General features: G+C 62.1%; 18 protein-coding genes. 2 read left to right on the plus strand and 16 right to left on the minus strand.

The features are described 5' to 3' along the window. Nucleotides 1–5: 5 nt before the first annotated feature. The 10 genes from secG to BSP239C_RS03680 all read right to left on the minus strand — a co-directional run bounded on the left by secG (nt 6) and on the right by BSP239C_RS03680 (nt 13,578). Nucleotides 6–251, minus strand: coding sequence for a preprotein translocase subunit SecG (gene secG, locus BSP239C_RS03635; RefSeq protein ID WP_101570269.1), 246 nt, complete (start codon nt 249–251; stop codon nt 6–8). Nucleotides 252–294: 43 nt separating this feature from the next. Then, nucleotides 295–1,080 (minus strand): triose-phosphate isomerase, encoded by a 786-nt coding sequence (gene tpiA, locus BSP239C_RS03640; protein WP_101570270.1) that lies wholly within the window; start codon nt 1,078–1,080, stop codon nt 295–297. Nucleotides 1,081–1,094: 14 nt separating this feature from the next. Then, on the minus strand, nt 1,095–2,312 hold the full coding sequence (gene pgk, locus BSP239C_RS03645; protein WP_101570271.1) for a phosphoglycerate kinase: 1,218 nt from the start codon (nt 2,310–2,312) through the stop codon (nt 1,095–1,097). Then, nucleotides 2,309–3,310, minus strand: a complete 1,002-nt coding sequence (gap, locus tag BSP239C_RS03650; RefSeq protein ID WP_101570272.1) for a type I glyceraldehyde-3-phosphate dehydrogenase — start codon at nt 3,308–3,310, stop codon at nt 2,309–2,311. The genes pgk and gap overlap by 4 nt, the downstream gene beginning before the upstream one ends. 9 nt (nt 3,311–3,319) lie before the next feature. Then, entirely contained in the window at nt 3,320–4,303 is a 984-nt protein-coding gene (whiA, locus tag BSP239C_RS03655) for a DNA-binding protein WhiA (protein ID WP_009881375.1), read from the minus strand. Between the two features lie 26 nt (nt 4,304–4,329). After that, nucleotides 4,330–5,325, minus strand: coding sequence for a uridine diphosphate-N-acetylglucosamine-binding protein YvcK (gene yvcK / locus BSP239C_RS03660; RefSeq protein ID WP_101570273.1), 996 nt, complete (start codon nt 5,323–5,325; stop codon nt 4,330–4,332). Between the two features lies 1 nt (nt 5,326). After that, a complete protein-coding gene (gene rapZ, locus BSP239C_RS03665; RefSeq protein ID WP_101570274.1) occupies nt 5,327–6,223 on the minus strand; it encodes an RNase adapter RapZ in 897 nt (298 codons plus the stop codon). 91 nt (nt 6,224–6,314) lie between these two features. Beyond that, nucleotides 6,315–8,174 carry an excinuclease ABC subunit UvrC gene (uvrC, locus tag BSP239C_RS03670; RefSeq protein ID WP_101570275.1) on the minus strand — a complete coding sequence of 620 codons (1,860 nt, stop codon included), beginning with the start codon at nt 8,172–8,174 and terminating at the stop codon, nt 6,315–6,317. Next, nucleotides 8,167–11,037, minus strand: coding sequence for an excinuclease ABC subunit UvrA (gene uvrA / locus BSP239C_RS03675; RefSeq protein ID WP_101570276.1), 2,871 nt, complete (start codon nt 11,035–11,037; stop codon nt 8,167–8,169). Before uvrA ends, uvrC begins: the two co-directional genes overlap by 8 nt. A 15-nt stretch (nt 11,038–11,052) precedes the next feature. Continuing rightward, a complete protein-coding gene (locus BSP239C_RS03680; protein WP_101570277.1) occupies nt 11,053–13,578 on the minus strand; it encodes an RNA helicase in 2,526 nt (841 codons plus the stop codon). 66 nt (nt 13,579–13,644) lie between these two features. Here BSP239C_RS03680 and BSP239C_RS03685 point away from each other — a divergent pair, with 66 nt between their 5' ends. Continuing rightward, nucleotides 13,645–13,935 (plus strand): YciI family protein, encoded by a 291-nt coding sequence (locus BSP239C_RS03685; protein WP_101570278.1) that lies wholly within the window; start codon nt 13,645–13,647, stop codon nt 13,933–13,935. Between the two features lie 103 nt (nt 13,936–14,038). Here BSP239C_RS03685 and BSP239C_RS03690 read toward each other — a convergent pair whose 3' ends face one another. The 5 genes from BSP239C_RS03690 to rpsA form a co-directional block, all read right to left on the minus strand. After that, entirely contained in the window at nt 14,039–15,100 is a 1,062-nt protein-coding gene (locus tag BSP239C_RS03690; protein WP_101570279.1) for a TerC family protein, read from the minus strand. A 203-nt stretch (nt 15,101–15,303) separates the two neighbouring features. Next, a complete protein-coding gene (uvrB, locus tag BSP239C_RS03695; protein WP_101570280.1) occupies nt 15,304–17,436 on the minus strand; it encodes an excinuclease ABC subunit UvrB in 2,133 nt (710 codons plus the stop codon). Between the two features lie 129 nt (nt 17,437–17,565). Beyond that, entirely contained in the window at nt 17,566–18,726 is a 1,161-nt protein-coding gene (gene coaE / locus BSP239C_RS03700; RefSeq protein ID WP_101570281.1) for a dephospho-CoA kinase, read from the minus strand. 47 nt (nt 18,727–18,773) lie between these two features. Then, nucleotides 18,774–20,534, minus strand: a complete 1,761-nt coding sequence (locus tag BSP239C_RS03705) for a hypothetical protein (protein ID WP_257930061.1) — start codon at nt 20,532–20,534, stop codon at nt 18,774–18,776. 100 nt (nt 20,535–20,634) lie between these two features. Further along, complete coding sequence (rpsA, locus tag BSP239C_RS03710) at nt 20,635–22,122, minus strand: 30S ribosomal protein S1 (RefSeq protein WP_101570283.1); 1,488 nt, start codon at nt 22,120–22,122, stop codon at nt 20,635–20,637. A gap of 204 nt (nt 22,123–22,326) precedes the next feature. Between rpsA and BSP239C_RS03715 the strand changes: the two genes are divergently transcribed. Continuing rightward, entirely contained in the window at nt 22,327–23,166 is an 840-nt protein-coding gene (locus BSP239C_RS03715) for a class I SAM-dependent methyltransferase (RefSeq protein WP_101570470.1), read from the plus strand. A 36-nt stretch (nt 23,167–23,202) separates the two neighbouring features. Here the strand turns inward: BSP239C_RS03715 and polA are convergent, their stop codons facing one another. Beyond that, the gene (gene polA / locus BSP239C_RS03720) at nt 23,203–25,869 is read right to left on the minus strand and encodes a DNA polymerase I (protein WP_101570284.1); all 2,667 of its coding nucleotides are present in this window, start codon (nt 25,867–25,869) and stop codon (nt 23,203–23,205) included. Nucleotides 25,870–25,895: the final 26 nt, after the last annotated feature.

Genomic DNA, 25,895 nt, shown 5'->3' on the forward strand with positions numbered 1-25,895 from the left:
CAATGTCAGGCGTTGAAGCGGGTGATGAGCCCCAGCAGGATGATGCATGCACCCCAGATGATCGCCATCAGCGTCGTGAACCGGTTCAGGTTGCGCTCGGCCACGCCAGAGGATCCCAGCGATGAGGACATGCCGCCGCCGAACATGTCTGACATGCCTCCACCCTTGCCCTTGTGCATGAGGATGAGGAGGATCAGAAAGATGCTCGTGAGCACGAGCAGCGCAATGAGAATGATGTTGAGGATTTCCACGTCGAGAACTACCTATATTTCGTCAGAGGATGTGTTGGTCAGTCTACTTCGCCACTGCGGCCTTGCACAAAGCGGCGAAGTCGGGCCCGTTGAGGCTGGCTCCCCCGACGAGTGCGCCGTCAACGTCATCGGAGGCCAGAATTTGCGCGACATTGTCGGTCTTGACCGAACCGCCGTAGAGGATCCGGGTGCTCGACGCCAATGCGGGGCCGTACTTCTCGACCAAGTGGGCGCGGATGGCCGCAGCCATCTCAGCTGCATCCTCGGCGGTTGCCGTCTCTCCCGTGCCGATGGCCCAGACAGGTTCATATGCGATGACGAGTCCCTCGAGTGCGGCGGCGTCCAGGCCGGCCAGCGACTCCTCCAGCTGAGTCAGTGTGAAGTCCACGTGGATCTTCTCCTGTCGCTGCTCCAGCGACTCACCGATACACAGGATCGGTGTGATGTCCTGCGCGAGAGCAGCCTTGACCTTGGCTGCGACGACGTCGTTGGTCTCGTGGTTGTTCGCTCGCCGTTCGCTGTGACCGACGACGACATAGGTGCAGCCGAGACGGGACAGGAACGATGCTGCGATCTCTCCGGTGTGGGCTCCGGGTTCGTACTGTGAAACATCCTGCGCACCGTAGGTCAACCACAGTTTGTCGCCCTGAATGAGGGTCTGCACGGACCGGATATCGGTGAAGGGCGGGATGACGACGACATCGCATTTGGTTTCGTCGAGTTTGGCGTCCTCGAGTGCCCAGGCGAGTTTCTGGACGCTCGAGATCGCTTCGAGGTGATCGTGGTTCATCTTCCAGTTGCCGGCCAGAAGCAGGGTGCGGTCGCTCATTGTCGCCTTCTTTCTCACGCGAGTGCTTCGAGTCCGGGCAGCGTCTTGCCTTCGAGGTATTCGAGGCTGGCACCGCCACCTGTGGAGATGTGGCCGAACTCGTCGTCGGCGAAGCCGAGCGTGCGCACGGCTGCGGCCGAATCTCCTCCGCCGACGACGGTCAGTCGTGACGAATCGGCGCCGGGTTCATCGGTCAGTGCCGCTGCCACGGCCTTGGTTCCTGCCGCGAACGCGGGGAATTCGAAGACGCCCATGGGGCCGTTCCAGAACACGGTGGTCGATTCGGAGATCACATCAGCATAGGCTGCGGCCGAGTCGGGTCCGATGTCGAGTCCCAGACCCTGCGCGCCGGCGGGGGTCGACTCGAGTTCTGCAACTGGGCGCACCCAGTTCTCCGCGTCGGCAGCGAAGGAGGCTGCCATCACGATGTCCGTGGGCAGGATGATGTTCGCTCCCCCAGCCTCGGCACGTTTGAGGTAGCCCTTGACGTCCTCGACTCGGTCCTTCTCCACGAGGCTGGATCCGATGTCGTGGCCCAGTGCGGCGAGGAAGGTGAAGACCATCCCGCCGCCGATGAGCAGATTGTCTGCACGGTCGATGAGGTTGTCGATGACTCCGAGCTTGTCGGAGACCTTCGAGCCCCCCAGGACGACGGAGAAAGGTGTCTGCGGATCGTTGAGCAGGAGATCGCTGACTTCGACTTCTGCTCGCACGAGTGATCCTGCGTAGTGCGGCAGCAGGCTGGCGATGTCGAAGACGGAGGCCTGTTTGCGGTGGACGACTCCGAAGCCGTCGGAGACGAAATCGTCTGCCAGCTCGGCCAGCTGCGCGGCGAAGGCTGCCCGCTCGCTGTCATCCTTCGAGGTCTCCCCCGGGTTGAAGCGCAGATTTTCCAACAGGAGAACCTCACCGTCGGCCAATGCTGCCGCTTTGGTCTTCGCTTCCTCACCGACGGTGTCGGCGGCGAATGCGACATCACGGCCGATCGCCTCGGCGAGTTCAGGAGCCAGCGGATGCAGCGAATACTGCGGATCGGGTGAACCCTTGGGCCGTCCCAGGTGGGACATCACGATCACCCGCGCCCCAGCCTCGGCGAGAGCCTTGATCGTGCCGGCCGAGGCCAGGATGCGACCGCGGTCGGTGATCGTGCCCTCATCCATCGGCACGTTCAGGTCACTGCGGACGAGTACCGTGCGGTGGGAGAAGATCTGCGGGTCGTCGTAAGTCCTCATTTGTTCCTTTCACCGAGGATGTAGCTGACCATGTCTTTGAGGCGGTTGGTGTAGCCCCATTCGTTGTCGTACCAGGCCACGATCTTGATCTGATTGCCAAGTGTCATCGTGAGTTGAGAGTCCACGATCGCCGAGGCGGTGGTGCCGACGATGTCGGTCGACACCAGTGGTGCTGTGCTGTATTCGAGGTACGGCGAGGATTCCGCGGCCTTCGCCAGGGTCTCGTTGACCTCTTCGGTGGTGGCCCCCTGTTTCGGGGTGAAGGTGAAGTCGATGATCGACCCGGCAGGGACGGGAACGCGGATCGCGAGTCCGTCGAGTTTGCCTGCCAGGTGGGGCATCACTCTGCCGACGGTGCGGGCGGCGCCTGTGGTGGTCGGGACGATGTTGACGGCCGCGGCACGGGCCCTACGCAGATCGCGGTGCGGACCGTCGACGAGCATCTGATCGCCGGTGTAGGCGTGGACGGTGTTGAGCAGTCCCGATTCGACTCCGATGGCGTCATCGACGGCTTTGACGATGGTGGCCATGCAGTTGGTTGTGCAGGAGGCGTTTGAGACGACGGTGTGCTGGGAGGGGTCGAAGTCGGCTTCGTTGACGCCCATGACGAACGTTCCATCGACATCCTTGCCCGGAGCCGACAACACCACTGTCTTCACGGTCCCGCCGAGGTGGGCCTCGGCTTGGTCACGTCGGGTGAAGCGGCCGGTGGATTCGACGACGAGTTCAGCCTCGTGTGCGGACCAGTCGATTTCGTTCGGATCGGCCTGGCTGAGCACCGAGATGGTCTTCCCGTCCACGGTCAGCGAATCGTCACCGGCTTCGACAGTGTGCTCGAAGCGCGGCCACACCGAGTCATAGGCCAGCAGATGGGCCAGTGTCTGTGTGTCGGTGAGATCGTTGATGGCGACGACCTCGAAGTCGGATGAGGGTTCGAGGGATAGGCGATACAGGGCACGACCGATACGGCCGAAGCCGTTGATGGCGATTCGTCTCATGCCTCGATCTTAGCGATCTTCGAGCATTTCCGGGGTGAGACTGGCCTCCGTGCCCGGAATTCCCAGATCTTCGGCATGTTTGTCGGCCGTGGACAGAAGACGACGGATGCGACCGGCGACGGCGTCTTTGGTCATCGGCGGATCGGCCAGTTGGCCCAATTCCTCCAGCGATGCCTGTTTGTGTGTCACGCGCAGCTGTCCGGCGTAGCGCAGGTGTTCGGGAACCTCGTCGCCGAGGATCTCCAGGGCGCGTTCCACTCGGGCACCGGCGGCCACTGCGGCTCTGGCGGAGCGGCGCAGGTTCGCATCGTCGAAGTTGGCCAGACGGTTCGCTGTGGCACGCACCTCCCGCCGCATTCGACGCTCCTCCCACACGAGGACAGCACTGTGAGATCCCATGCGGGTGAGCAGGGCTGCAATGTCGTCACCGTCGCGGATGACGACGCGGTCGACGCCGCGAACTTCGCGTGCCTTCGCGCTCAGTCCCAGTCGCCTGGCAGCACCGACCAGAGCCAGTGCCGCTTCTGGTCCCGGGCACGTAACTTCGAGCGCAGAGGAACGACCTGGCTCGGTCAGTGATCCGTGGGCGAGGAACGCTCCTCGCCAGGCAGCTTCGGCATCGGCGACAGAACCGTTGACGATGGCAGAGGGCAGACCGCGCACGGGCCGTCCACGATTGTCGACGAGACCGGTCTGGCGAGCCAGGGCTCCGCCGTCACGGGTGACTCGGAGGAGGTAGCGATTGGATCGGCGGATTCCGGCAGCGTTGATGACGACGATGTCAGCGTATTGACCGTAGAGATCCTTGATCTCGCTGCGGAGACGTTTGGCGGCCTGGGCGGTGTCGAGTTCGGCTTCGAGCACGATCGAACCGTTGACGAGGTGAAGTGCAGAAGAGAAGCGGAAAATCGCAGACACTTCGGCTTTGCGAGCAGAAGTACGGGTGATCTTCACCCGTGCCAACTCGTCCTTGACCTGAGCGGTCAGTGCCATTGTTCGTCCTCCTGCAACTGAATTTTCTACCACTGCTCGTCCACGCCGATGCCAGCGTCCACCAACATGTCACGGTAACACGCGGCGAGCTTGAGGGTGTCATGCTGTCCTGCCCGTCGTGACTGCAGGGGACGGGCCCACAGCTTGGCATTGAACATCTCATGTGCACACCGTTCCAGATCAGGCTCTGCCAGTGTTGAAGCCTCGTCGACGAGCACATAGTTCAGCTCGAGGGAGGGCGCGTGCTTGTGCAGTGATACGAGGTGCTGACTGAGACTGAGATCTCTTGTTTCGGCGTCGCTGGAGCTGAGGTTCAACGTGAGGGACTTCACCGCAGAAGATCGTCCGATCGCTTCCGCGAGAGAGGGCACGAGGAGGTGCGGCATCACCGAGGTGTACCAGGATCCGGGTCCGAGGTTGAGCACATCGGCCTCGGCGACGGCGTCGATCGTTTCATGCCGTGCCGGCGGGACAGGCGGGTCGAGCCGGACGGTCTCGACATGTCCGAGGGTGGAGGCGAGCACGGACTGGCCGCGGACGACCTGGAAGGAGCCCGGGAACTTCACATCTGCCTCGATCGTCAGCGGGATCGAAGACATGGGCAGGACGCGACCGTGGGCACGCAGCAGCTTGGCCATCCAGTCGAGCCCGGCGACATGATCACCGTGGATCTGCCACAGAGCGGAGATGAGCAGATTGCCCACGGAATGTCCGCTGAGCTCGCCGTCGGAGTCGAACCGGTGCTGGATCACGTCGCGCCAGGTCTTGCCCCAGTTCCCGTCGTCGCAGAGGGCCGCCAGGGCCATCCTCAGGTCCCCGGGCGGGAGTCCGCCGAGTTCGTCGCGCAGCCGACCGGAGGAACCTCCGTCATCGGCTACCGTAACGACGGCAGTGAGGGACTCGGTCAGCAGGCGGAAGGCACGCAGAGCGGAGTAGAGGCCGTGGCCTCCCCCGAAGGAGACGATCTTGGGACCCTTGTCCTTGACCGCGGGGATGATCTGCGGGAGATCTTCGGTCTCCATCTCACTCTCTCCCCAGATCACGGTGGCGCACGGTGACCGGAATACCGGTCAGCGCGGCGAGGCTCTTGGCCACGCGTTCACTGATCGCCACCGAACGGTGCTTTCCGCCGGTGCAGCCGATACCGATCATGGCATAGCCGCGACCTTCGTGAAGGTAGCCCTGCGAGACCGTCTCCAAGGTCGCGGTGTAACGCTCGATGAACTCTTCGGCCCCATTCTGGTTCAACACGAAGTCAGCGACATCGGAGTCGAGCCCGTTATGTCCACGCAGATGCGGAATCCAGTACGGGTTGGGCAGGAAGCGGACGTCGGCGATGTGGTCAGCGTCCTTCGGCAGACCGTATTTGAAGCCGAAACTCATCACGGTCAGACGCAGCAGCGGGGTGTCTCCGGTGCTGAAGCGTTTGCGCACCTGGGTGGAGAGCTGATGGACGTTGAGGTCCGAGGTGTCGATGATGATGTCGGCACGGCGTTTGAGCGATTCGAGGGCCGAGCGTTCGCCTTCGATTCCATCCAGCAGCGTCCCATCGCCTTGCAGCGGGTGGGGACGGCGGGTGGATTCGAAGCGTCTGACGAGGACCTCGTCTGCGGCTTCGAGGTAGAGGATGCGCAGGGAGAGTCCCTGATCGACGAAGTCACTGATCGTGTCTTCGAGTTCTTCGTATTTCGCTCGCCCCTTAGAGTCGGTGACGATGGCGATCTTCGGCAGTGCACCGTCGGCGCGGGCCACGAGTTCCACGAGGGGACGCATCATCTGCGGAGGCAGATTGTCGACGACGTACCAGTCCATGTCCTCGAGCACATTGGCCACGGTGGTCCGACCTGCTCCGGACATTCCTGTCACGAGGACAACCTCGATGGGATGGTCGGCGCCGTTCGATTCGGCCTGCGTACTCACACGTCCTCCTTGGGGCTGCACGGTTGAAGACAGCTGTCGAAGACCACTCTAGAGCAGTTGTCCGCCAGTGGCCTCAGCGCCGGCTGCGACGTCAGTCTGCGAGTGCGGCGGCGACCTTCTCTGCGAGAGCTTGGCCGATGCCCTGGACCTCACACAGTTCTTCGATGCTCGCCGCGCGAACCTTCTTCACCGAGCCGAAATGGCGCAGCAGCGCGGTCCGTTTGGACTCGCCCAGACCGGAGATGTCATCGAGGACGGAGCTGGTCATCGCCTTGGCCCGTTTCGAACGGTGGTAGCTGATGGCGAAGCGGTGAGCCTCATCGCGCAGGCGCTGCATGAGGAACAGTCCCTCGGAGTTCCGGGGCAGGATGACAGGGAACGGATCGTCTGGGATCCACACCTCTTCGAGACGCTTGGCCAATCCCACCACCGAGATGTCGACGATGCCCAGATCATGCAGTGCCCTGGTCGCCGCCGCCACCTGGGGACCAGCGCCGTCGACGACGAGGAGGCTGGGGCGGTAGCCGAACCGCTCATCAGGTTCATCGGAGCTCAACTGCTCGAGGTACCGACTGAATCGACGTGAGACGACGTCGTACATCGATGCCGTGTCATCGGTTGCGGCTTCACCGTGGATGGCGAAATGACGATAGTCGCGCTTCTTCACGAGCCCGTCTTCGAACACGACGAGTGAAGCCACGACATTGGATCCCTGGGTGTGGGAGATGTCGATGCATTCGATTCGCAGCGGCGCCTCAGGCAGCGACAGGTATTCCTGGATCTCTTTGAGCGCCGTGCTGCGGGTGGTCAGATCGGAGGACCGTTTGAGTTTGTGCTGAAGCAGCGCTTCCTTCGCGTTCTTCGCGACGGTTTCGAGAGCTGCCTTCTTCTCTCCTCGTTCCGGAACCCGAACTGTGACTCGGGATCCGCGCTGTTCACTCAGCCACATCTCGAGTGAGGCAAGATCGGCGGGGACCGTGTCGACGAGGATCTCGCGGGGAATGGCATCCGCGTCGAGACCTGTGTATGCCTGCCGCAGATAATCGGTGGTGAGTTCGGCTGGGCTGTGATCGTCGGAGCGTTCGATGATCCAGCCCCGCTGTCCCCGAATGCGTCCCTGCCGGACGTGGAAGACCTGCACCGAAGCTTCGAGTTCCTCAGTGACGAGTGCGAACACATCACAGTCGGCGTTGACGGAGAGGACGACCGCCGATTTGTCGAGCACCTTCTGTAGGGCAGCGATCTCATCGCGCAGGCGCGCCGCCCGTTCGTAGTCGAGTTCCTTCGCCGCCGAAGCCATCTCCTTCTGCCGGTAGCTGATGAAGCGGCCGGTGTTGCCAGACATGAAGTCGGAGATGCTGCGGGCAAGGTCCTTGTGGCCCTCCACACTGATCTGTCCCACACAGGGGGCGGCGCACTTGTCGATGTAGCCCAGCAGGCAGGGACGACCGCTGCGTTCGGCTCGTCGGTACACTCCTGCGGTGCAGGTACGCATCGGGAAGGCCCGCAGCAGCAGGTCGAGTGTGTCCTTGATCGCCCACACCTGAGCGAAGGGGCCGAAGTACTTCACGCCCTTGCGACGTTTGCCACGGGTGATGAAGGCCCGCGGCACCTTCTCATTCATCGTGATCGCGAGGTAGGGGTAGGACTTGTCGTCGCGGAACATGACGTTGAACCGCGGGTTGAATTCGTTGATCCACGTCCACTCCAGCTGCAGCGCCTCGACCTCGGTGTCGACGACTGTCCATTCCACCGAGGAGGCGGTGTGGACCATCGTCGAGGTGCGCGGATGCAGCTGCGCAGGGTTCGAGAAGTACGAGTTCAGTCGATTGCGGAGGTTCTTCGCCTTCCCGACATAGATCACCCGCCGGTCGGGGTCACGGAATTTGTAGACCCCGGCCGAAGTCGGAATACTGCCCGTGGCCGGGCGATAGGACGCTGGATCAGCCATCGAGCATCGCTTTGAGGAACCGTCCGGTGTGGCTCTTCTTGTTGACCGCTACCTCTTCTGGTGTGCCCTGGGCGATGATCTTGCCACCGCCGCGTCCGCCTTCGGGTCCCAGATCGATGACGTGGTCGGCGTTTCCGATGACGTCGAGGTTGTGTTCGATGACGATGACCGTATTGCCCTTTTCTACGAGTCCCTGCAGCACATGCAGCAACTTCGAGATGTCTTCGAAGTGCAGTCCGGTGGTCGGTTCGTCGAGCACGTAGGCGGTGCGGCCGCGGGAACGCTTCTGGAGTTCAGCCGCAAGCTTGACGCGTTGAGCTTCACCACCGGAGAGTGTGGTCGCGGGCTGTCCCAGGCGAACATAGCCCAGGCCCACCTCGACGAGGGTGTTGAGGTGCCGTGCGATGGCGGGGATCGCGGCGAAGAATTCCGCGCCCTGTTCGATCGGCATCTCGAGCACCTCGGCGATGGATTTGCCCTTGAAGGTCACTTCCAGCGTCTCGCGGTTGTAGCGGGCTCCCCCGCAGACCTCGCAGGTGACGTAGACGTCGGGCAGGAAGTTCATCTCGATCTTGATCGTGCCGTCGCCGCTGCAGTTCTCGCAGCGTCCGCCCTTGACGTTGAAGGAGAAGCGTCCCGGCTGGTAACCGCGGACCTTCGCCGATTCGGTCTCTGCAAACAGGCGACGGATGCGGTCGAAGACACCGGTGTAGGTCGCCGGGTTCGACCGCGGGGTGCGACCAATCGGCGATTGGTCGACATGGACGACCTTGTCGAGGTTGTCCAGACCGGTGACTCGCTTGTGTCGACCGGGTACCCGTGAGGCGCCGTTGAGGACGTTGGCCATCTGAGTGTAGAGGATCTCGTTGACCAAGGTCGATTTGCCTGATCCGGAGACGCCGGTGACGGCGGTGAGCACACCCAGCGGGAAGGAGACTGAGACGTCGCGGAGGTTGTTCTCCACGGCCTTCTCCACTGTGACGACTCGTTCTTTGTCCACTGGCCGACGGGTCGTGGGGACCTGGATTGCTCGGCGCCCGGCCAGATAGTCACCGGTGATGGACCGGTCCGCGTCTTTGAGCCCGGGGACCGGGCCGGAGTAGATGACCTCTCCCCCGTGTTCGCCCGCGCCGGGGCCGATGTCGACGATCCAGTCGGCCGATGCGATGGTGTCCTCATCGTGTTCGACGACGATGAGTGTGTTGCCGAGTTCTTTGAGCTTGTTCAGGGTCTCGATGAGGCGCCTGTTGTCACGCTGGTGGAGGCCGATCGAGGGTTCGTCGAGGACGTAGAGGACCCCGACGAGGCCCGAACCGATCTGCGTGGCCAGGCGAATGCGCTGAGCCTCACCGCCGGACAGGGAGCCAGCGGGACGGTCGAGACTGAGGTAGTCGAGCCCGACGTCGAGGAGGAAGCCCAGACGTGCGTTGATCTCCTTCATCACCTGCGCTGCCACGGCTGCGTCGCGGGGATCCAGTTCCAACTGCGACAGGAATTCCGCGGATTCGTCGAGAGCGAGCTCGGACACCTCGGCGATCGACTTGCCGCCGACCTTGACGGCGAGGATCTCCGGCTTGAGCCGGGCACCGTTGCAGCTCGCGCAGGGGATTTCGCGCATATAGGACTCGTAGCGTTCCCGCGACCACTCGGACTCGGTCTCCTCGTGCTTGCGCTGAATGTACTGGTAGACGCCTTCGAAACCGGTTGAGTAGGTGCGTTCGCGCCCGAACCGGTTCTTGTATTTGACGTGGACCTTGTAATCCTTGCCGGTCAGGATCGCTGTCTTGTCTGACTTGCGCAGATCCTTCCACGCGGTCTTCATGTCGAAACCGAGTTCGTCCCCGAGGCCCTTGAGGAGACGGTTGAAGTACTTCGTCACCTGCTTTCCGCCGGCCCACGGGGCGATGGCTCCCTCTCCGAGGCTGAGGTCCTCATCGGGGACGACGAGAGTCTCGTCGACCTGGAGACGAGTGCCGATGCCGTCGCAGGTGGAGCACGCGCCGAAGGGTGAGTTGAACGAGAATGTGCGGGGTTCGATCTCGTCGATGGCCAATGGGTGCTCGTTCGGGCACGACATGTGCTCCGAGAAGGTCCGGGTCACGCCCTCGTCGACCATCTCGACGTCGATGCGTCCATCGGCGAGGCCGAGGGCCGTCTCGACGGAGTCGGTCAGCCGGGGGCGCAGGCCGGACTTCGACACCAGCCGGTCGACGACGACGGAGATCGTGTGCTTGTACTGCTTCTCCAGGGTTGGTGGTTCGCTCAGGCTGATCTGCTCGCCATCAACGATGGCGCGGGCGAAGCCCTTGGCCTGCAGCTCGGTGAAGAGATCGACGAACTCGCCCTTACGGGAGCGGACGATCGGTGCGAGGACGAGGAACTTCGTCCTCTCCTCGAGTTCGAGCAGCTGATCGACGATCTGCTGTGGGGTCTGCTTCGTGATGATCTCACCGCACACAGGACAATGCGGTACTCCGATCCGAGCCCACAGCAGACGCAGGAAGTCGTACACCTCGGTGATGGTGCCGACCGTGGATCGGGGGTTACGCGACGTCGATTTCTGATCGATCGACACCGCCGGTGACAGACCCTCGATGAAATCGACATCGGGTTTGTCCATCTGGCCCAGGAACATTCGGGCATAGGCGGACAGGGACTCGACGTAGCGGCGCTGCCCCTCGGCGAAGATCGTGTCGAACGCCAAAGATGACTTCCCTGACCCCGACAGACCGGTGAAGACGATCATGGAATCGCGGGGCAGGGCGACCTCCACGTTCTTGAGGTTATGGGCGCGCGCGCCCTTGACCCACAGAGTGTCGAGATGTGACACGCCTGCCGACTGCTCACCACTGTTAGTTTTCATCACCTGTCCACTGTATTACTCGGCACTGACATTGCTTGAATGGGGACGGGCACTGATCTCTCCGACTGCGAGGACACGGAGCACGATGTCTCCGGTTTCATCACTGGCGCGCACGTCCACCTCGGCGTCGATGGCCCAGTCCCGGTTGTCATCGGGATCGGCCAAGGTCTGACGGACGGTCCATGTCTGGGAACCAGGTTCGATCGAGATATATTCCTTGCCTCTGGCCTTCCCGTCGGTGAGGAGGTCACCGTACTCTTCGTAGAAGTCTTCGATCGCGTCTTCCCAGGCTGTGGCGTCGAAGCCGCTGTCGGCATCGAGACGGCCCAGTTCCGCGTAGTCGGCGCGTTCGGCCAGGAGCACCCGGTGGAACAGAGCATTGCGCACCTCGGCGGTGAAGACCCGCACGTTGTCGGAGAACTTCCGATCGAGGTCGGGCAGCTCTTCGTCCGCGAAGTCCGTCGGGGACAGTCCCTGCAGGGTGCGCCATTCATCGAGCAGGGATGAGTCGGTTCGGGCGATCGTCTCCCCCAGCCATTCGATGATGGTCGAGAGTTCATCGGTCCTGTCATCGGCGGGGACATTGTGTGTCAGTGCCCGGAAGACGTCGGTGAGGTAGCGCAGGAGGCTGCCCTCGACCCGGGTGAGAGCGTAGTAGCTGACGAACTGGGTGAAGCCCATCGCCTGCTCGACCATGTCGCGCACGATCGACTTCGGTTCGAAGTTGCCGGAGCGCAACCACGGGTGCACCTCGATGAAGTGTTCGAAGGCGGGTTCGAGGACCTCCGCCAGCGGCTTCGGTCCTTCGATCTCGTCGAGGATGGCCATCCGCTCGGGGTACTCGAGGCCTTCGGCCTTGAGCTCGGCCAAGGTGTCCTTCTTGATCCGATCGAGTTGGCCTTTGAGGACGGGGAACGGCACCGGTGTGGTGGATTCGACCAATGAGACCACATCGAGGGCAAAGGTCTCTGAATCAGGGTCGAGCAGTTCGAGTCCGGCGAGCACGAAGGGTGCCAGCGGCTGGTTGAGAGCGAACTGGGGTCCCAGATCCGTGGTCGGCACCAGCTCTCCGTCCTCGGCTTCGATGAGACCGGCGTCGATCAGTGAGCGCCCGATGTTCAGTGCCGTGAGTTTGAGATCGAGGTGGCGTTCCCGGCTTTCGTGGGTCTTGTCGATGAAGCGGCTGATCATCGCCACGTTCGAGCCTGGGCGGGCGACCAGGTTGAGGATCGTCGAATGGTCGATCTTCATGCGTGAGCGCAGAGATTCGGCCTGGGATTCGATGAGTTTTGTGAAGGTCTCCTCCGACCAGCCGACGAACCCGGCGGGGGCGGACTTCTTCTTGACCTTCTTCTTTTTCTTGTCCGCATTGGCCGCTTTGGCTTCTGCCCGCATGTTCTCGATGACATGTTCTGGTGCCTGCGCGATGACGTAGCCGCGGGTATCGAAACCGGCGCGACCAGCACGGCCCGCCAGCTGCTGAAATTCGCGGACGCTGAGTTTGCGCATCTTCCGGCCGTCGAACTTCGTCAGCCCTGTCAGCAGCACGGAGCGGATGGGAACGTTGATGCCGACGCCGAGGGTATCGGTTCCGGAGATGACCAACAGCAGGCCTTTGAGCGCGAGCTGTTCGACCAGCCTGCGGTATTTGGGCAGCATTCCGGCATGGTGGACGCCGACTCCGTGCAGGAGCAGTTTGCGCAGACTCTGCCCGAATCCCTTCGCGAAGGTGAAGCCCTTGATGGCTGCCGCGACTGCGGCCTTCTGCTCCTTCGACGCGAGGTCGACGGAGAGGAGACCTGTGGCCAGGTCGATGGCGCCCGCCTGTGAGTAGGACACGACGTAGACGGGGGCCTTGTCATTGCGCACCAGGGAGCGCAGCGTGTCGGAGAGGGGTTCGGTGGAGTATTCGTATTCCAGAGGCACCGGTCGGGTCGCCGAGGTGACTACGGAGCTGTCACGGCCGGTGGTGTCTTCCATGGTGCGGCAGATTTCACTCGTGTCGCCGAGGGTTGCCGACATGAGCACGAACTGCGCCTGCGGCATTTCGAGCAGCGGAACCTGCCATGCCCAGCCGCGTGAAGGATCGGCCACGTAGTGGAATTCGTCCATGACGACCATGCCTGCATCGACCAGACCGCCTTCACGCAGTGCCTGGTTCGCCAGGATCTCAGCCGTCGCACAGATCACGGGCGCATCTCCGTTAACGGTGGAATCGCCGGTGATCATACCGACGTTCTCAGCACCGAAGGCGTCGATAAGGGAGAAGAACTTCTCGCTCACCAGAGCCTTGAGCGGGGCCGTGTAATAGGCCCTGATCCCCCGGGTGAATGATTGGTAGAGGGCGAACAGCGCCACCAGTGACTTGCCCGAACCTGTGGGCGTGGCGACGATCGTGTTGTCGCCGGCCAGAATGTTGAGGATGGCTTCGTCCTGAGCGGGGTACGGTTCGATTCCCAGCTCGTCGCAGTAGTGGCCGAAGGCCTCGTACACCGCGTCTTCATCAGCGAATTCCGCTGGGATCTCCTGCAATCGCACCACAACTATGCACAGACCTTTCCGTTTAGACTGATGTCCATCCTATTGATCGAACCTCAGGAGTTTCAGATGCCGGTTTTCGCCGTCAACTATGTTTATGGTCCCGATACAGATACTCGCATGGATGCGCGCCCCGCTCATCGTGCGTGGCAGTCCGATCTGTATGAAGCCGGAACTGTACTGGCCTCGGGTCCGCTGGACAATGAGCCGGTGCCCGGTGGCCTGCTGCTGATGCAGGCCGCCGACCGCAAGGAACTCGATGCCCATCTGGCCAACGATCCCTACGCCTCGATCGGTGTCATCGACGAAACGGTCGTTCGGGAGTGGACCCCAGTCTTCGGTCCGTTCTCCCCAGCCTGAGCCTATTCCCTCAGGAGTGAGGCCGCATGGCCGCTGTGCGCGGGTCTCCCCATTCGGGAGGATACCCGCGCACAGTCATACCGGTGGCCAGCGGGCCCTTCGCTCAGTCCTGGGAGTCGTCTGACTCCTCGGCGTCGGTGCTGCGGATGGGAATGCCGTCCTTCTTCATCTTCACCAAGGAAGCGATCGTTGCCACCGCCATGGCAACGACGATGAAGCTCAGCGACAGCCACGTCGGGATCTCTGGGATTGACGCGCCCCAGGACAGGAAGTCCCAGTCCGATTCGTGGAGAGCGTGGACGAAGAGCTTGACGCCGATGAAGGCGAGGATCGCTGCGATTCCGTAATGGAGGTAGACGAGCTTGTCGACGAGACCTCCGAGCAGGAAGTAGAGCTGGCGCAGACCCATGAGCGCGAAGACGTTGGCGGTGAAGACGAGGAACGTATTCTGGGTGACACCGAAGATCGCCGGAATCGAGTCGAGCGCGAACATGACGTCCGTGGAACCGATCGCAATGAAGACGATGAACATTGGTGTCCAGTACTTCTTGCCTTCGAGAGTGACGCGCAGACTGTTGCCGTGGTACTCGTCGACGACATTGATTCGTTTGCGCAGAAGACGGATGAGTCCGTTTTCTCCATCGCCCTCATCCTCATCGCTGAATGCCTGCCGGTACGCGACGATGAGGAGGAAGATGCCGAAGATGAAGAAGACCTCGACGAACGCGGTGATGATCGCAGAACCGGCCAGGATGAAGATACCGCGGAAGACGATGGCGATGATGATGCCCACCATGAGAACTTCCTGCTGGTATTTCCGTGGCACTGAGAAGCTGCCCATGATGATGATGAATACGAACAGGTTGTCGATGCTGAGCGAGTATTCGAGCAGCCAACCGGTGAGGAACTCACTGCCGTGCGTTGCGTCGCCGATGGCGAAGAGCGCACCGGCGAACACAATGGCGAGGCCGACGTAGAACGCGACCCAGATGCCCGCTTCCTTCATCGACGGGGTATGGGGACGCTTGACGACGAGCAGAAGATCGAAGATGAGGATCGCGACGACGACGATGCCCGAGGTGATCATGAACCACGGAGGAATGGCGGACTCGCTGCCAGCTGCGGCTTGACCGCCTGCTGCGAGAGTGGAGGACAGGATATCCATGGATGCCTTTCAAAAGGAGTCGGTGATGTACCCGTGCCGAAAGTCTCTCCCACGCTATGACCACTGCGGCAGTGGCGGCGTGCGCTCCGCGCCCGGACCCTTCGAAGGATCGTGATGACGAGCACGGATGGACGGGATACTCCCTTTCGCCAGCCTCACCAGTATAGTCGGGCGGATGCTGGGCCACGCACATGCGCACCGATTCAGGCGTGCCCGGCTTGCTTCATCTGCCGCAATTCCTTCTTCAGGTCCGAGAGTTCATCTCTGAGGCGGGCGGCGAGTTCGAACTGCAGCTCCGCCGCTGCCGTGTGCATCTGCGATGTCAGGGATTCGATGAGCTCGGTCAGGTCCGCTGCCGGTGGACGCAGGGAACCGGCCTTGCCGGCAGCCTGACGCTGTTCGTCGGTGAGTGTCGAGTTGTACCCGCGTTTGCCCTTGCCGTAGTCGAATTCGGTCAGCAGCTCACGTGTGTCCGCGTCCTCCCGTTGCAGCCGTTCGGTGATGTCGGCGATCTTCTTCACCAACGGCATGGGATCGATTCCATGTTCCTTGTTGTGGGCGACCTGGATCTCGCGTCGACGGTCGGTCTCGTCGATGGCCTCCCGCATGGACCGTGTGATGGTGTCGGCGTACATGTGAACCTGGCCGTTGATGTTACGCGCTGCACGACCGATCGTCTGGATCAGGGAGGTGGCAGAACGGAGGAAACCCTCCTTGTCGGCGTCGAGGATGGCCACCAGGGAGACCTCGGGCAGGTCGAGGCCCTCACGAAGAAGGTTGATTCCGACGAGGACGTCGAATGAGCCGGCTCTCAGCTCTGTCAGGAGTTCGACTCGCCGCAGAGTGTCGACGTCGGAGTGGAGGTACTCGACTCGCACCTCGTGTTCGAGGAGGTAGTCCGTGAGGTCCTCGGCCATCTTCTTCGTCAGTGTTGTGACCAGGACCCGCTCTTGGGCGTCGACGCGGGTTCTGATCTCGTCGAGCAGATCGTCGATCTGTCCCTTGGTCGGTTTGACGACGATCTCCGGGTCGACGAGACCGGTGGGTCGGATGATCTGCTGGACGTATCCGTTCGCGTTGCCCAGCTCGAAGTTGCCGGGAGTCGCCGACAGGTACACGGCCTGCCCGATGCGTTCACGGAACTCATCGAACTTCAGCGGCCTGTTGTCCATCGCACTGGGCAGACGGAATCCGTGTTCGACCAGTGTGCGCTTGCGCGACATGTCGCCTTCGTACATGCCGCCGATCTGCGGCACGGTGACGTGGGATTCGTCGACGACGAGAAGGAAGTCCTCAGGGAAGTAGTCGAGCAGACAGTTCGGTGCCGACCCGGCGGGACGTCCGTCGATGTGCCGGGAGTAGTTCTCGATGCCGGAGGTGAAGCCCATCGACTCCATCATTTCGAGATCGTAGGTCGTGCGCATCTTCAGGCGCTGAGCCTCGAGGAGCTTGTTCTGCGATTCGAACTCGCTCAACCGTGTCTGCAGTTCGTTCTCGATCTCGCTGACGGCTCGACCCATCCGGTTCTCACCGGCGACGTAGTGGGAAGCGGGGAAGACATGGATCGTCTCTTCTTCACGCACGATCTCACCTGTCAGCGGGTGCAGCGTCTGGAGAGTTTCGATCTCATCGCCGAAGAACTCGATCCGCAGGGCCAGTTCCTCATACTGCGGGATGATCTCGACAGTGTCGCCCCTGACACGGAAGGTGCCGCGGGTGAATGCGATGTCGTTGCGGGCATACTGCATCGACACGAAGCGTTTGAGGAGTTCATCGCGGTCGCACTGTTCGCCGCGCTTCAGCGTCACCATCCGGTCGACGTATTCCTCAGGTGTGCCCAGACCGTAGATGCAGGACACCGTCGAGACGACCACGACATCACGCCGGGTGAGCAGGGAGTTCGTTGCCGAGTGGCGCAGACGTTCGACCTCGTCGTTGACCGAGGAGTCCTTCTCGATGAAGGTGTCGGTCTGGGGAACGTATGCTTCCGGCTGGTAGTAGTCATAGTAGGAGACGAAGTACTCGACGGCGTTGTTGGGCAGCAGCTGACGGAACTCATTGGCAAGCTGTGCGGCCAAGGTCTTGTTCGGTGCCATGATCAGGGTCGGGCGCTGAACCTGTTCGATCAGCCAGGCCGTGGTTGCGGACTTACCTGTACCGGTGGCGCCGAGCAGGACGATGTCGCGCTCACCCCGGTCGAGACGTTCCGATATTTCGGTGATTGCGGTGGGCTGATCACCGGATGGGGAGTATTCGGAGACGACTTCGAAGGGGGCGACTGTGCGCGTGACATCCGGCCTGTGGCCGATGGCTGGCAGGGGACGTTCTGAGCTCATGGTCCCACACTAGCCCTCGGCACTGACGCAGTGAATGATCGGGACCTGGCACAGGGAACTATTGGGACCTGCCACAGGGAATTCTCGGGGGTGGGACTGTCGTCGGGATAGGACTGGGGCGCGCGCCGCTCAGTCGAAGCTGCCGGGGACGAGTCGTCGGCGAATCGTCAGGAAGTAGGGTTCCTTCGCCTCCGCATATCCGTGGGAGTGATCATCGCCGGCATAGTCAAGGGCCAAAGTGGACTTCAGCTGTGCGTATCGGTCGCGTTCGACGGTGTCCGTACGCAGCAGTTCAACGAATTCCCGCGCGAAGATGGCACCCACGGAATCCGTCGTTCGGACATGGAGGTTGACGGCCCGCCCCGGGTCCGTGTTCGCGTGAAATCGTTTGGTCTCCAGCTGCCCCTCGCCGAGGTTGTCGACGGCCTCTTTGCCCGGATATCCCAGCTCTGCCAGCCGGTCAGAGAGTTCATGTGCAGTATCGAGATCGGGTACGAGCATCTGCAGGTCGATGACGTCCTTCGCAGCGAGGTCCGGTACTGCTGTCGACCCGATGTGGTCGATGTGGAACTGATCGCCGAGGCCGTGGTGGAGTTTGGCGATGATCCGCTGTGCCTGCAGCTCCCAGTCCTGGCCATCGGGGTCAACGAGTACGGCCGGGCCTCGTTCTGCACGCCGCTGCGCTGTCAGATTCTCTGCGAAGGGAAGGATCCGGTCGTGGACGAGGTCGGCAACGCGGTCCTGCGTTGCAGTGACCGTGCCCGCGTTGTCGATGATCACGTCGCAGACGGCATACCGGTCCTCATCGCTGGCTTGTCGGGCGATGCGCGATTCTGCGTCGTCGCGGGTCATGCCCCTGGCCCTCATCAGCCGTTCCAGGCGCAGTTCGGCCGGGACGTCGACGAGAAGATTGAGGTGGTAGGCGGGGGTCATCGCGTTCTCGACGAGCAACGGCACATCGTGGACGACCACCTCGGCGTCGGAATGCCTGGCGAAGTGCTCGAGGGTGCGGTCACGGATCGCGGGATGCATGAGCGCGTTCAAAGCCGCGGTGGACTGCTCGTCGACAAATGCCGCGGCTGCCAGCTGCGCCCGGTCGAGTCCACCGTAGTCACCGATGATGGCCTCACCGAATCTCTCAGCAAGGTCATCGAGCAGGGGCTCCCCCGGTGCGACGACCTCCCGTGCGATCTTGTCGGCATCGATGATCGCGGCACCGTGGGCGGCGAGGATCTCGGAGACGGTTGACTTCCCGGCACCGATTCCACCGGTGAGACCTATTTTCAGCATGACCTCAGCCTAGCCATTTCAGGTGCACCTAGCGAGATCAGGTGCACCTAGCGATCGAGCGAGTAGACCAAAACTCCTTCCTCGGCGAACACCGGTTCGCCCAGGCTGGTGTTGAGGAAGTTCTCGTATTCTCCGGGACCACCGGGCAGAAGCGGCGCGTCCGGGGCAAGGACGACAAAGTCGACACCCGAATCGCGCAGCTCATCGACGGCCGCGCTCATCTCACTGCTCTCAGGATCTGGGAAGGGCGCACCGGAGTACACCACCTCGTGCAGCAGCGTGTCCAGAGCATCCTCCGGGGCTGCATAGGTGACACCCGCATCCGGGCTCGAGCCGATGAAATAGCCGCCGGACTCCCGGTAGTGGAAACCGCTCACCGACTGCCACACCATGGCTTCGTCGGCATGGGGTTCGGCCCAGGCCAGCGGGCGGGGAACAGTCTTCACGACCGATCCTGCGGGAATCACCTCGGCGATGGATTCGGTGTAGAACTCGGGCACGTAGACTTCGCGTGACGTCTGCACACCAGGAATCACTGTGACCGCGGCGACTGCCAGCAGCCCCAGCAGAGCTTGGCCGACGCGGAGCCGGATATTCTCAAGCGCCCATTGCAGTCCGCAGCCGAGGATCACGAACAGTGCGATCGTCGAATGCAGGACCAGGCGCATGGGCAGGACGTTGTTGAGCACCGGTATCGCTTCGACCAATGCAAAGGGACCGATCCCAAGGATGCTCTTCCCATCGAGAAGTACCGGTGAGCCCAGCGAGAGGACGAAGACCAAGAGCCCCGTCGCCGAGGCGATGGTCAGGATCGTTCCATACCTCGGCTTGCGGACCAGGCAGATGACGATGAGGGCAGCGACGATGAGGGCGGGCACTCCGACGTAGGCGCCGAGTTCGGCGGCATCGATGTCCATGATGCGCGGAATGGGTGAGGCACCTGACCCGAGAAGAGTCGGGCCGGCGGGGATGATGGGATCGAGCAGATCCGTGTTCCATACTCCGTGGGGTCGAATCGCACTGTCGGGCGCGTTGGGTCCGCGCATCGTGAACAGGAGGGGCAGGGCGATGAACAGCGCCAGCGCGGATCCGAGCACACCGCCGAGGCCCAATCTCAGCCAGCCGGCGAGGTTCCAGACCTTCCTGCCGAAGACGGCGATGCTGACCAGCAGGCACAGTGCGGCGATGAAGGTACCGGCGAGGACCTCGGTGGAGACGTAGAACTGGAACCCCAGCACAGCTCCCAGTCCGAGGCTCAAGGTCCAGAACTCACGGCTGCCGATTCCCACCCGAGGAGCCCGCAGCAGGAGTTTGAGGATGATCAATGCCACCAGTGGTGGTGCGACGGCGAAGGCGAGGTTGGGATGGCCGGAGGTCTGGGCGATCACGTAGCTGGAGAAACCCACTCCGCCGGCCGCGATGAAGGCAGGAATTCGGGTGAGGAACCGGGTGAAGAGAGCCGCAGCCGCGAGGCTGACCAGCACCGGGATGGAGATGATGAGCAGGTTGTAGCTGACGATGGGTCCTGCCGCCCAGGTGACGGGGGCCAGGATCAGGGCCAGGCCGGCCAGGGACGTGTTCCAGGCTCCGTTGACACCGCCGTTGAGTGTGTTCATCGCCTCCGTGTAGAGGAGGCCGTCTGCCGATCCTGCCTGAGGGGTGCCGAAGCCGAGCTGCGAGGCGAAGATGTCCGCGGCGTGTCCGAGCCACCAGATGAAGAGGGAGGAGTCGTCGTTGCCGGCGACAACTTGCCCTCCGGGATCGGCGGCGACCTGTCCGAACACGCAGATGCTGATGACAGTGAGCATAAGCGCATACCACAGCCACGGTCGGGCTCGCTGTCGCAGGGTGGATGCATACACAAAGGGCTCCCGGCCAATCGACCGGGAGCCCTTGTGAGTGCTGTTATCAGCTGCCTGCAAGCTTCTCACGCAGAGCTGCGAGAGCTTCGTCGCTGGCCAGTGTTCCTTCGTCGGCTGCCTCTTCCGAGGAGAACGATCCGGTGGCTGGTGCAGCTTCGGCAGGAGCGCTGCCGGCCTCTTCGGAGCCTGCTTCGGCATCCGCAGCGATGGCCTTGGCGACCTGCTTCTTGTGCTCTTCCCAGCGTTCCTGAGCGGCAGCGTACTGCTGCTCCCAGACCTCGCGCTGTGAGTCGAAGCCTTCCATCCACTCGTTGGTCTCTGGATCGAAGCCTTCTGGGTACTTGTAGTTCCCGTCTTCGTCGTATTCCTGCGGCATGCCGTAGAGGGCAGGGTCGAGGAATTCGTCGGCCTCGGGGTCGACGCCTTCGTTCGCCTGCTTCAGCGACAGCGAGATGCGACGACGTTCGAGGTCGATGTCGATGACCTTGACGTAGATGGTCTCGTCAACGGAGACGACCTGTTCTGGCAGGTCCACGTGGCGAACTGCGAGTTCGGAGATGTGGACGAGGCCTTCGATGCCGTCTTCGACGCGCACGAATGCACCGAACGGAACCAGCTTGGTGACCTTGCCGGGAACGATCTGACCGATGACGTGAGTGCGAGCGAAGTGCTGCCATGGGTCTTCCTGAGTCGCCTTGAGCGACAGGGAGACACGTTCGCGGTCCATATCGACGTCGAGCACCTCAACGGTGACCTCGTCACCAACGGTGACAACCTCGCCTGGGTGATCGATGTGCTTCCAGGACAGCTCGGAGACGTGAACGAGTCCGTCGACACCACCAAGGTCGACGAATGCACCGAAGTTGACGATGGAGGAGACGACGCCGGGACGGACCTGGCCCTTCTGCAGGGTCTGCAGGAAGTCGTGGCGGACGGCGGACTGGGTCTGCTCGAGCCATGCGCGACGGGACAGAACGACGTTGTTGCGGTTCTTGTCCAGTTCGATGATCTTGGCTTCGACCTGCTGGCCGATGTAAGGAGCAAGATCGCGGACGCGACGCATCTCAACGAGGGAAGCAGGCAGGAAGCCGCGCAGACCGATGTCGACGATCAGGCCGCCCTTGACAACCTCGATGACGGTACCGGTGACGACACCGTCGTCTTCCTTGATCTTTTCGATGTCACCCCAGGCGCGCTCGTACTGAGCGCGCTTCTTGGACAACATGAGTCGGCCTTCTTTGTCTTCCTTCTGAAGAACGAGGGCTTCGATTTCGTCCCCGACCTCGACGACTTCGCCGGGATCGACATCATGCTTGATGGAGAGTTCTCGCGAAAGGACGACGCCTTCCGTCTTGTATCCGATGTCGACGAGGACTTCGTCGCGATCGACCTTGACGACGGTTCCTTCGACGATGTCGCCATCGTTGAAGTACTTGATCGTCTCATCGACGGCGGCGAGAAAATCCTCAGCGGTTCCGATGTCGTTGACAGCGATCTGCTTCGGCTGCACCGATTCCGGCGTGGTGGTGGTCATATAGGTTGGGACTCCGATGGAATTATGGTCCAGATCCGATACTCTGAGGCAATGCTGTGAAACAGCCCGAGAACTGGATCCGGTCTCGATTACGATTTTGGACATGCATGCATACGCGCATACGGTTGTCAATACTAGCATCATCCATGGCGTGAATGCACGCCGCAGTCGGAAACAGAACATGGCAATCGCCACGGAGGAATGATGAGCGACGGAAGTTATCGGGCCGAGGTCATCAGCGGTGGCTATCTGCCCATCGATGAAGAGGCATCTGTCCGCGCCAACAGAGGCTATTGGGACAATTCAGCTGAGGAATATCTCGCCGAGCACGGCAGTTTCCTCGGTGCCTCCGAGTTCATGTGGTGTCCCGAGGGAATTCATGAATCGGATGTCCGTCTGCTCGGAGATGTGAGCAGACGCCAGATCCTCGAGGTCGGCTGCGGCGCGGGTCAGTGCTCACGCTGGTTGGCCGAAGAGGGTGCAATCGCCACCGGAGTCGATGTCTCCGCCGGCATGCTCGAGCAGGCCTCGCGCCTGCAGCGTGAGCACCCGCTCAGCGACGACGCCACTCCCCCGACGTTCCTGCACGCCGATGCCCGTCAGCTTCCCTTCGCCTCGAACAGCTTCGACGTTGCGTTCTCCTCCTATGGGGCGCTGCCCTTCGTGAAGGACGCCGAGGTGGTTCTCGCCGAGGTTGCCCGTGTGGTCCGTCCGGGCGGACGGTGGGCGTTCTCGACGACGCATCCGATGCGCTGGATGTTCCCCGACGTGCCCGGCGAATCTGGCCTGACCGTTGAGTACTCCTACTTCGACCGGACCCCCTATGTGGAGATCTCCGCAGACGGCCAGCCGGTCTATGCTGAACACCACCGCACCATGGGTGATTGGGTGAACCTACTGGTGACAGCCGGCTTCACGATCGATTCGGTGACCGAACCTGAATGGCCGGAGTCCAACCAGACCGCTTGGGGCGGCTGGTCTCCGCTGCGTGGGACCCTGATGCCCGGCACCGTCATCTTCTCCACCACACTCAGCAAGGATTGACTCAACAGCAGACTGCCTCTGCACTGCCCACTGCCCTCAGTGGGCGGCGTCGTGCCAGGAGACGCCGGTTCCGACGTTGACGTCGAGGGGCACGTCCAGCTCGAAGGCTGATCCCATCTCCTCGGTCACGATCGATGTCACCGAATCGACCTCATCAGGGTGGACGTCGACGATGATCTCGTCATGGACCTGCAACAGGACCGTCGACTTCAGATCGCCGAGGCGGTCGCTGACCTTGAGCATCGCAATCTTCATGATGTCGGCGGCCGAACCCTGGATCGGGGCGTTGAGGGCGGCGCGTTCGGCCATGTCCCGCAGCTGCCTCCGGTCACTGTGCAGAGCGGGCAGGTAGCGACGGCGCCCCATGATGGTCTCCGTATAGCCGTTGGTCCTGGCCCGCTCGACGATCTCGTCGAGGTAGTCCTTGACCGCACCGAAGCGTTCGAAGTACTGCTCCATGAGGTTCTTCGCCTCGTCCACACCGATCGCCAGCTGACGGGAGAGCCCATAGGCGGAGAGTCCGTAGACCAGCCCATAGGACATGGCCTTGACCTTCGAGCGCATCGCGGAGTCGACCTCGTCGATGCCGACGCCGAAGACCTTCGACCCGACGTAGGAGTGCAGGTCTTCACCGTCCTTGAAAGCCTGGATGAGTGCCGCATCGCCCGAGAGATGGGCCATGATGCGCATTTCGATCTGCGAGTAGTCCGCCGTCAGGAGCCGAGAGTCGGTGACCTGCGGGTCGGCGATGAAGATCTCACGTATCCGCCGCCCTGATTCGGTGCGGACCGGAATGTTCTGCAGGTTCGGATCCAGTGAGGAAAGTCGACCTGTCGCAGCAACGGTCTGCTGATAGGTCGTGTGGATGCGACCGTCCTCGGCCACGGTTTTGAGGAGCCCGACGACGGTCTGTTTGAGCTTCGTCGAATCCCGGTAAGCCAGCAGGTGCTGCAGGAAAGGGTGCTCGGTCTTGATGAACAGCTCTGCCAGCGCCTCGGCATCGGTGGTGTACCCGGTCTTCGTGCGCTTGGTCTTGGGCATGTCGAGCTCGTCGAAGAGCACAGCCTGCAGCTGTTTCGGCGACCCGAGATTGACCTCATGGCCGATTGCCTCGTAGGCGAGTCCGGCGCTGGCGTTCGCCTGCTTCGTGAATTCCTCGATGAGACCGGACAGGCCAGCCTCGTCGACAGCGATGCCAGCGAGCTCCATCTTGGCCAGCACAGGAACAAGCGGCAGTTCGATGTCGCGATAGACCTGGCTCATGTTCGCCTCGTCGATCGCCGTGGCCAGTTTGTCGTGGACTTCGAGCAGCGCGGCGGCTCTGTGCCCGTGAGTCTGAGCGGTCTGGTCGGAGTCGAGGTCGAGGGCCAGCTGACCGCTGTCGCCAGTGGAGTCGCTGAGTTCGATGCCGGTGCGCTCGAGCGCGATCTGCGGCAGTTCGTAGCTGCGCTGATCGGGCACCAGGAGATAGGCGGCCAACGCCGTGTCACCGGCGACATCGTCGACGTCCAGGCCCAGCGAACGCCAGGCCTTGAGCTGCGTCTTCGAGCTGTGCAGAATCAGGGACTTCGTCCGCAGCGCCGAGCTCAGCTTGGAGACGGCGGCTTCCCCCGCCTCGGCGAGGTCGACGACCCAGGCTTCCTCAGGTGCACCGGATACGGCGAGGATCCGAACATCACCGCGTCCGAGCTCGAAACGCGCATCGGAATCGAGGGCGAGCACATCGGAATCTGCCAACTTCTCAAGCAGTCCGGGAACCTCGAGAGTTTCAATGGAGACTTCCCGAGCCGGACCGGCAGCTGCTTCCGGCACAGCCTCCTCACCGAAGATCGCACTGAGTCGCTTGCCGAGCGCCTGGAATTCGAGCTGGTCGAACAGGCTCGAGAGCTCGGCCGGATCACCCTCGCCCCATTTCAAATCGGCATAGGTCAGACCCAGGTCCACATCGTCGAGCAGACGGTTGAGCCGGAAATTGCGTTCGACATCAGGAATGTGGTCCCGCAGCTTCTCACCGACCTTGCCCTTGATCGACTCCGCATTCTCAAGCACGCCGGGCAGGTCACCGTAGGATGCCAGCCACTTCGCCGCAGTCTTGTCACCGACACCGGGTACTCCGGGAAGGTTGTCCGCCTTCTCCCCCACAAGGGCTGCGAGTCCACGGTAGTTTGCGGGAGTGACCGCGTACTTCTCTTCGATCGCGTCCGGGGTCATGCGGTTGAGATCGCTGACTCCGCGCTTGGGGTAGAGGATCGTCACGGAATCGCTCGAAAGCTGGAACGAGTCCTTGTCCCCGCTCATCACCTCGACAGCGGCGCCCGCCTCGGTGCCCATGCGAGCCATGGTCGCCAGCGCATCATCGGCCTCGAAACCCTCTTTGGTCACCACGGTGAGTCCCATTGCGACCACGATGTCCTTGATCAGGTCGATCTGGGGATGGAACTCCGGTGGGGTCTTGGCACGTCCGGCTTTGTACTCTGGGTACTCCTCCAGACGGAATGTCTGTCGCCCCAGGTCGAAGGCGACGGCCACGTGGCTCGGTGACTCGTCCCTGAGGACATTGATGAGCATCGAGATGAAGCCGTAGATGGCGTTCGTCGGCTGGCCGGTGCTGGTGGCGAAGTTCTCCACCGGCAGGGCGTGGAATGCCCGGTACGCCAGAGAGTGTCCATCGATGAGCAGGAGAGATTCGTTTACTTGAGTCACATGGCATAGCCTATCGTTCAAAACTG

Origin of the sequence: Brevibacterium sp. 239c (assembly GCF_900169365.1) — a bacterium.
In the GTDB taxonomy this organism is placed as follows: domain Bacteria; phylum Actinomycetota; class Actinomycetes; order Actinomycetales; family Brevibacteriaceae; genus Brevibacterium.